This window comes from Streptomyces zaehneri (assembly GCF_032248645.1).
GTDB lineage: Bacteria > Actinomycetota > Actinomycetes > Streptomycetales > Streptomycetaceae > Streptomyces > Streptomyces coriariae.
Map to the genome: position 1 here is coordinate 176,486 of NZ_JASTTJ010000023.1, position 7,947 is coordinate 184,432.

Sequence of the window (7,947 nt, forward strand, 5' to 3'; positions counted from 1 at the left end):
CTCGAAGGCCTGGGGTACGGTCGATCACGATGGCCACGATCGAGGAGTGCCACGCCGCACTCGAGAAGCTCTCCGACAGCATGCGCAGCGCCGAAGGGGACGTCCGGACCGCCGCCGCCCTGGACCGCTCGGTGAGCTGCCGGATCACCGACCTGGACGTCACGTTCGTCGGCCGGATGACGAACGGCCGGATCGTCGTGCGGGACACCCTTCAGGGGCCTCCGGTGGAGAAGGCCGAGATCAGGCTGACCATGACCGGCGACGACCTGGTCGCGCTGGTCGCCGGCGAGCTGAACTTCGCCAAGGCCTGGGCCTCGGGCCGGGTGAAGCTCGAGGCGGGGCTGCGCGACCTGTTCCAGCTCAGGAAGCTTCTGTAGCGACCGCCTGCACCGCCTGCCCGGCCCGTGCCTTGCGCGCCGCCGGCACCACCAGCGGGGTCCCCGTCTCCGGGTCGTCGATGACCTGGCAGCGCAGCCCGAAGACCTCTTCCACCAGCCCGGCGGTGACGATGTCGTTCGGCGCGCCCTGCGCGATGACCTCGCCGCCCTTCAGCGCGATCAGGTGGGTCGCGTACCGGGCCGCGTGGTTGAGGTCGTGCAGCACCGCGACGAGCGTGCGCCCCTGCTCCTCGTGCAGCTCCGCGCACAGGTCCAGTACGTCGATCTGGTGCTGGATGTCGAGGTAGGTGGTCGGCTCGTCGAGCAGCAGCAGCGGTGTCTGCTGGGCGAGGGCCATCGCGATCCACACCCGCTGGCGCTGACCGCCGGACAGCTCGTCGACATACCGGTCGCCGAGCTCGGCCACCCCGGTCTGCGCCATGGACTCCCGCACGATCCGCTCGTCCTCCGCCGACCACTGGCGCAGGATGCCCTGGTGCGGGTAGCGCCCACGGCCCACGAGGTCGGCAACGGTGATCCCGTCGGGCGCGATCGACGACTGCGGCAGCAGCCCCAGCGTCCGCGCGACCTTCTTCGCCGGCATCGACTGGATGACCTGCCCGTCCAGCAGCACCCGGCCCTGACTCGGCTTCAGCATCCGCGACAACGCCCGCAGCAGCGTCGACTTGCCACAGGCGTTCGGGCCGACGATCACCGTGAAGGAGTTGTCCGGAATCTCCACCGACAGCTGTTCGGCGATGACCCGCTGGTCATAGGCGAGGGTGACGTTCTCGGCGGACAGGCGGTTCACGGTGCTCCTTGGGTTGTTCCGGTCGGCCGGGCGGCCGTGGTCGTCGGCCGCGCCGCTCATATCCGGCCCGCCCTGCGCTCGGTGACGAGGAGCCACAGCAGGTACACCCCGCCCAGGACACCGGTGACCACGCCCACGGGCAGCTGTCCGTCACCGAAGAGCCGCTGCGAGGCCCAGTCGGCGGTGACCAGCAGGGCGGCGCCCATGCACAGGGACGGCACGAGGTTGGGCCCGGGCGAGCGGGTCAGGCGCCGGGCGAGCTGCGGCGCGGTGAGCGCCACGAAGCTGACGGGCCCCGCGGCGGCGGTGGCGGCCGCGGTGAGCAGCACGGCGGAGACCATGAGCACCAGCCGGACGCGCTCCACCCGCACCCCCAGCGCGTAGGAGACGTCGTCGCCCATCTCCATCATCCGCAGCCCGCGGGCGTTGGCGAGCACGAGCGGCACGAGCACACCGGCCAGCACGAGCAGCGGCCAGACCTGCTTCCAGTCACGGCCGTCGAGGGTGCCGGTCATCCACACGACCGCGCGGGCCGCGTCGACGAAGTCGGCCTTGGTCATCAGATAGCCGTTGACCGCCGTCGCGATCGCCGAGATGCCGATGCCGACGAGCACCAGCCGGTACCCGTGGACGCCCCGCTTCCAGGCCAGCAGGTAGATGAGAGCCCCGGTCACCAGGCCGCCCACCAGCGCGCCGACGGTCACCTGGGCGGCGCTCCCGGAGTACAGCACGATCATCACGAGCGCGCCGGCCGTCGCGCCCTGCCCGAGTCCCAGCACGTCCGGGCTGCCCAGCGGGTTGCGCGCCACGGCCTGGAAGAGCGCACCGCCGAGCCCCAGCGAAGCCCCGACGAGCAGGCCCACGAGGACCCGCGGCAGCCGCAGCTCGTTGACGATGAACTCCTGGCCGGCGTTGCCGTCGCCGAGCAGCGTCTTCACGACGTCTGGGGCCGGGATCGGGAAGTCGCCGGTGCCGATCAGCACCACGCTCGCGGCGAGCGCTGCCACCACCAGCGCGGCAACGACGATCAGCGCCCGCGGCTCCAGCCGGACGGAGAACCCACCCGGGGTGCGCAGCGCCCGAGGCCGGCCGTGGGGGATCTTCTGCGCGGTCTTCACAGCTGGGCCGTCCTCCGCCGTCGTACGAGAAAGATGAAGACCGGCCCGCCGATGATCGCGGTGATGATGCCGACCTGGACCTCCGAGGGCCGGGCGACGACCCGGCCGATGACATCGGAGCCCAGCAGCAGCACCGGCGACAGGACGGCCGCGTACGGCATGATCCAGCGCAGATCGGGGCCGGTGAACGAGCGGACGACGTGCGGGACCATCAGCCCGACGAAGACGATCGGCCCGCAGGCGGCGGTCGCCGCACCGCACAGCACGGTCGCGGCCAGCATCGACAGCGCCCGCGTGCGGTTGAGGTCGGCGCCGAGCGCCTTGGCGGTGTCGTCACCCATCGCCAAGGCGTTCAGCGGCCGGGCGAGGACGAACGCGAGAAGGGTGCCGACGACCAGGAAGGGCAGCACCTGCCGGATGGTCTCGTCGGTCGCCGTGGACAGCGAACCGACCGTCCAGAACCGCATCCTGGCGAGCGCCGCCCCATCCATGATCATCACGGCCTGGAGATAGCCGTAGAGCGCGGCGCTGATCGCCGTGCCGGCGAGCGCGAGCCGCACCGGCGTGGCGCCCCGGCTCCCGCCGAGGAACCAGACCAGCGCACCGACGGCGGCCGCCCCGAAGAAGGCGAACCACACATAGCCGGTCAGGCTCGTGACGCCGAAGTAGGTGATGGAGGTGACGACGGCCGCCGAGGCACCCGCGTTGATACCGAGCAGCCCGGGGTCGGCCAGCGGATTGCGCGTCAACGCCTGGAGCACGGCACCGGAGAGTCCGAGCGCGGCCCCGACGAGCAGCCCCAGCACGGTCCGCGACAACCGCTCGTCGACCACGACGTCCGCGTAGGTCCCCGAGTCCTCGAACAGCCCGTGCAGCACCTGCGCCACGGACAGTTCCTTGGCCCCGACCGCGATGCTCACCACCGCCACCAGCAACAGGACCGCCAAGACGGCGAGCAGCCCGACGGAACGTACAGCCCGGCGTTTCGGAGGCGCGGGGGCGGTCTCCGCGCGCTGTTCGGGAAAACTGTCAACCAACACGCAGTTAGGTTAGCCTACCCTGCCAACGGGCTTCGATCCCTGGTCGCGACCCGTGCCAGGGTTCACGGCATCACCGCTTCGCGGCCCCAACGCCCGCCCCTCTCCCGGCCCCTCGGTTCACAACCCCAGCCGCGCCAGCGCCTTCCCTCCGTCCAGCTCGCACGTCCCCTCACCGGCCGCCGTCCAGGCCGCCGCGCACAACGCCCGCAGCCCGTCCAGGGCTTCGCCGTCCCCCGCCAGCTCCAGGCTCTCGGCACCCGCACTCGCCGTCCAGCCACCGCAGCGGAAGCCGTCACCGTCCACGGCGACCTCGGGCTGACCGGTGAGCATCCCCCGCAGATCGGCGTCGACATACGTCGGCCGGTGCTGCGGCGGCGCGGCGAGCAGCTGCGCCCCGTCGGTGACGCCGGTGAGGACGAGCAGCGAATCGACCTCGCCGTTGAACGCCCCCTCGATGTCCGTGTCCAGCCGGTCCCCGACGACCAACGGCCGCTCGGCGCCGGTCCGCAGGATCGTCTCGCGGTGCATGGGAGGCAACGGCTTGCCCGCCACCTGCGGCTCGGCACCGGTGGCGATCCGCACGACCTGCACCGCCGCGCCGTTGCCCGGCGCGATGCCACGCCCGCTGGGGATCGTCAGGTCGGTGTTGGACGCGAACCACGGCACCCCGCGCGCGACGGCGTACGAAGCCTCCGCGAACCGCCCCCACGGCAGATCGGGCCCGCCGAACCCCTGCACCACGGCCGCCGGATCGTCGTCCGCCGACTCCACCGGCTCGAGCCCGCGCTCGCGCAGCGCCACCCGCAGCCCCTCCCCGCCGATCACCAGCACCCGCGCGCCGGCCGGCACCTGCTCACTGATCAGCCGCGCGACCGCCTGCGCCGAGGTGATGACGTCGTCGGCGCCCGTCGGTATCCCCAGCTCCGTCAGATGCCCGGCCACCGCGTCCGGCGTCCGCAGCGCGTTGTTGGTGACGTACGCGAGATGCATCCCGCCCTCACGCGCGGTCGCCAGCGACTCGACGGCGTACGCGATCGCGTTGCCCCCCGCGTACACCACCCCGTCCAGGTCGAGCAGCGCCGTGTCGTACGCCTCGCTCAGGGCCTGCCCACTGCCCTCGGGCCTCGTCCTGACGCTCCGGCTCATTCCACATCGCTCCTCGTTCGCTCCGCTTTCCCCCGATCATCGCGCATGCCACCGACAGACGTACGATGCCGGGATGAACTCAGCAGGTCACTCGGAAGCAACGGCGCCCCGAGGCCTGGAACTCACCCCGTTCCGAGGCCTGCGCTACGACCCCGACCGGGTCGGCAGTCTCGCCGCCGTCACCTCCCCGCCGTACGACGTCGTGGTCCGCCCCGACGGCCTGCACCACCTCCAGGACGCGGACCCGTACAACATCGTCCGCCTGATCCTGCCCCAGGCCACCACTCCCGCCGCCCGCAACGAACAGGCAGCCGACACCCTGCGCGGCTGGCTGGCCGAGGGCGTCCTGACCGCGGACCCCGAGCCCGCCCTGTACGTCTACGAGCAGCGGCACGCGGACGGCATGCTCCAGCGCGGGCTGATCGGCGCCCTGCGGGTCTCGGAGCCCTCGGAGGGAATCGTCCTTCCCCACGAGGACGTCATGCCGCACATCGTCGCGGACCGCGCGGCCCTGATGCGGGCCACGCAAGCCAACCTCGAACCGCTGCTCCTCACCTACCGCGGCAACGGCACCGCGGCCGAGATCGTGGACCGCGCGTCGGAGCGGCCCCCGCTCCTGTCCACCACCACCGAGGACGGCTACAGCCACCGCCTCTGGGCGATCACCGACCCCGCCGAGACGGCCCGCGTCCTCGCGGACATGGCCCATCACCAGGCCCTCATCGCCGACGGACACCACCGCTGGGCGACCTACCTGCGTCTACGCGCGGAGCACCCCTCCCCCAGCCCCTGGGACCACGGTCTGGTCCTCCTGGTCGACACCGCCCGTTTCCCGTTGCGCGTCCGCGCCATCCACCGCCTGCTGCACGGCTTTCCGGTCGCCGACGCCCTGGCCGCACTCGACGGCCGCTTCCGCGTCCAGCGCTTGGACGTCCCCCTCGCGGAGGCCCTGGACGCCCTCGCGGACGCGGTCTGCGCCGGCAACGGGTTCCTGCTGGCGGGCGACGGCGCCTTCCACCTCGTCGACCGCCCGGACCCGGCACTCCTCGACCGCACGGTCCCCGCCGACTTCCCCGAGGCCTGGCGCACCCTGGACGCCACGGTCCTGCACGCCACGCTCCTCGACCACATCTGGCACATCCCCGAGGACGACCCCGCCCGCATCGCCTACATCCACGACACCGCCGCGACGGTACGCAAGGCGGAACATGACGGCGGTACGGCGGTCCTCCTGCACCCCGTCCGCGAGGAGGTCGTCCGCGATCTCGCCCGGCAGGGCGTCACCATGCCCCGCAAGTCGACGTCGTTCGGCCCGAAACCCGCATCGGGCCTGGTCCTGCGCGCACTCGACCTCTGAACGCACCGCACCCCCGAACGCACGAAGGGGCGGGATCCGGTGGCCACCGGATCCCGCCCCTCGCCGCCGCTACCGGCCTGCGTCAGTCCTCGTCACGGTCGACCGCAACGTGCTCGGCCTGGTCACGACCGGCCTGACCCTCGCCCGATTCCCCGTCCTCTTGCGCTTCCGCCTCCGTCGCCTGCTCGACGACGATCTCGTCGGACTCGGACTCGGACTCGGTTTCGTGCTCGGTCTCGACCTCGTCCTCGTCCAGGGCGTCGACGAAGTCCACCCCGTCCATCTCGGCGAGCCGGTCGGAGGCGTCCGTGCTGCCGTCCCGGTCGGCCTCGAGGGCCTTAGCGAACCACTCCCGTGCCTCGCCCTCACGCCCGGCGGCGAGCAGCGCGTCGGCGTACGCGTACCTCAGCCGCGCGGTCCACGGCTGGACGGAGCCGGCCGCGAGCTCAGGACTCTGCAGCGTCACGATGGCCGCATCCAGCTGCCCCATGTCACGCCGGGCACCCGCCGCGACGAGCCGCATCTCCACCTGGCCGGCCTTGTCGAGCTTGCTCACCTCGGGAGCACCGGCCATGTCGAGCGCCTTCTCCGGCCGCCCGAGCCCACGCTCACAGTCGGCCATGACGGGCCACAGCTCGACACCGCCGCTCATCCGCCGCGCGGCCCGGAACTCGGCGAGCGCCTCGCTGTACTTCTGGTTGGCGTACGCGGCGAATCCGGCCGCCTCACGCACGGCGGCGACACGCGAAGCGAGCCGCAGGGCCACCTTGGAGTAGCCGTAGGCACCCTCGGGGTCCTCGTCGATCAGCCGGGCGACCATCACCAGATTCTTGGCGACATCCTCGGCGAGCGTCTTGGGCAGGCTCTGGAGCTCCTGCCGTACGTCCTTGTCGATCTCGTCGCCGGTGACGTCCTCCGGGATCGGCAGCCGCTTGATCGGCTCGCGGTCCCGGTCCCGCTCGTCGCGGAAACGAGGCCCGCCACCACGCCGGTCGTCCCGACGGTCGTCACGCCCGTCACGGCCCCGGAATCCACCACCGGACCCACCGGGCCGTCCACCACGGTCGTCCCGGCGCGGACCACGGTCATAGCCACCGCCCCGGTTGTCGTCCCGACGGAAGGCGGGGCGATCACCACGGTCGTCGCGCCGGTCGTCGCGGCGGAAGGGGGGACGCTCACCACGGTCGTCCCGGCGGTCGTCGCGTCGGTCGTCGCGGCGGAAGGGGGGACGCTCACCACGGTCGTCACGGCGCGGACCACGATCACCGCGGTCATCACGCTGGAACGCCGGACGCGAACCCCGGTCATCACGACGGTCGTCACGCCGGTCGTCGCGGCGGAAGGGGGGACGCTCACCACGGTCGTCACGGCGCGGACCACGATCACCGCGGTCATCACGCTGGAACGCCGGACGCGAACCCCGGTCATCACGCCGGTCGTCCCGGCGGTCGTCACGACGGAAGGGAGGGCGCTCACCACGGTCATCGCGGCGCGGGCCACGGTCGTCGTGCCGGCCCGCACCACCACGGTCGTTGTCACGACGGAAGCCGCCACGGTCCCCGCGGTCGCCGCCACGGTTGTCACGGTCCCCACTACTGTCCCGTCGCCGCTGGTCGCGCTCCGGTCGATCGTCGGGAGAGTTGGTGGACATCGGTGACTCCTGTCTTCGGTACCGCAAACATTCTCGCGCACCCGGGTACCCGGCGCGCTACAGAAAAACAAAAAGGACCCCTGGTCCCAGCTGAACGCTGGGACCAGGGGTCCTTCCAAAGATTGTTCGGCGGTGTCCTACTCTCCCACAGGGTCCCCCCTGCAGTACCATCGGCGCTGTAAGGCTTAGCTTCCGGGTTCGGAATGTAACCGGGCGTTTCCCTCACGCTATGACCACCGAAACCCTAATGGTTTCGAGCGAACAAGCACACTTTTTACTTGTTTTCAGCTCTAGCCGGCAACAGTCGTTGCCTCAGAACTAACACAGTGGACGCGAGCAACTGAGGACAAGCCCTCGGCCTATTAGTACCAGTCAGCTTCACCCATTACTGGGCTTCCACATCCGGCCTATCAACCCAGTCGTCTACTGGGAGCCTTAACCCCTCAA

The 7,947-nt window shown here is 71.3% G+C and carries 7 protein-coding genes and 2 rRNA genes; 2 read left to right on the top strand and 7 right to left on the bottom strand.

Annotated features, from left to right (window positions below; genetic code table 11):
• Positions 1 to 29: 29 nt before the first annotated feature.
• Positions 30 to 377, top strand: a complete 348-nt coding sequence (locus QQM72_RS31805; protein WP_314224290.1) for an alkyl sulfatase C-terminal domain-containing protein — start codon at positions 30 to 32, stop codon at positions 375 to 377.
• Here the strand turns inward: QQM72_RS31805 and QQM72_RS31810 are convergent.
• The 4 genes from QQM72_RS31810 to QQM72_RS31825 all read right to left on the bottom strand — a co-directional run bounded on the left by QQM72_RS31810 (position 361) and on the right by QQM72_RS31825 (position 4,492).
• On the bottom strand, positions 361 to 1,248 hold the full coding sequence (locus tag QQM72_RS31810; protein WP_314224291.1) for an ABC transporter ATP-binding protein: 888 nt from the start codon (positions 1,246 to 1,248) through the stop codon (positions 361 to 363). The genes QQM72_RS31805 and QQM72_RS31810 overlap by 17 nt on opposite strands.
• Complete coding sequence (locus QQM72_RS31815; RefSeq protein WP_314224292.1) at positions 1,245 to 2,306, bottom strand: FecCD family ABC transporter permease; 1,062 nt, start codon at positions 2,304 to 2,306, stop codon at positions 1,245 to 1,247. Before QQM72_RS31815 ends, QQM72_RS31810 begins: the two co-directional genes overlap by 4 nt.
• On the bottom strand, positions 2,303 to 3,346 hold the full coding sequence (locus QQM72_RS31820; protein WP_314224293.1) for a FecCD family ABC transporter permease: 1,044 nt from the start codon (positions 3,344 to 3,346) through the stop codon (positions 2,303 to 2,305). The genes QQM72_RS31815 and QQM72_RS31820 overlap by 4 nt, the downstream gene beginning before the upstream one ends.
• A 117-nt stretch (positions 3,347 to 3,463) precedes the next feature.
• Entirely contained in the window at positions 3,464 to 4,492 is a 1,029-nt protein-coding gene (locus QQM72_RS31825; protein ID WP_314224294.1) for an HAD hydrolase-like protein, read from the bottom strand.
• Positions 4,493 to 4,565: 73 nt separating this feature from the next.
• On the opposite strand from QQM72_RS31825, the gene QQM72_RS31830 reads away from it, so the two are divergent.
• The gene (locus QQM72_RS31830) at positions 4,566 to 5,849 is read left to right on the top strand and encodes a DUF1015 domain-containing protein (RefSeq protein ID WP_314224295.1); all 1,284 of its coding nucleotides are present in this window, start codon (positions 4,566 to 4,568) and stop codon (positions 5,847 to 5,849) included.
• 82 nt (positions 5,850 to 5,931) lie between these two features.
• Here QQM72_RS31830 and QQM72_RS31835 read toward each other — a convergent pair whose 3' ends face one another.
• The 3 genes from QQM72_RS31835 to QQM72_RS31845 form a co-directional block, all read right to left on the bottom strand.
• On the bottom strand, positions 5,932 to 6,777 hold the full coding sequence (locus QQM72_RS31835; RefSeq protein ID WP_314224300.1) for a tetratricopeptide repeat protein: 846 nt from the start codon (positions 6,775 to 6,777) through the stop codon (positions 5,932 to 5,934).
• 847 nt (positions 6,778 to 7,624) lie between these two features.
• Positions 7,625 to 7,741, bottom strand: a 5S ribosomal RNA gene (gene rrf / locus QQM72_RS31840).
• Positions 7,742 to 7,842: 101 nt separating this feature from the next.
• Positions 7,843 to 7,947 (bottom strand): 23S ribosomal RNA (locus QQM72_RS31845); the annotation flags it as partial.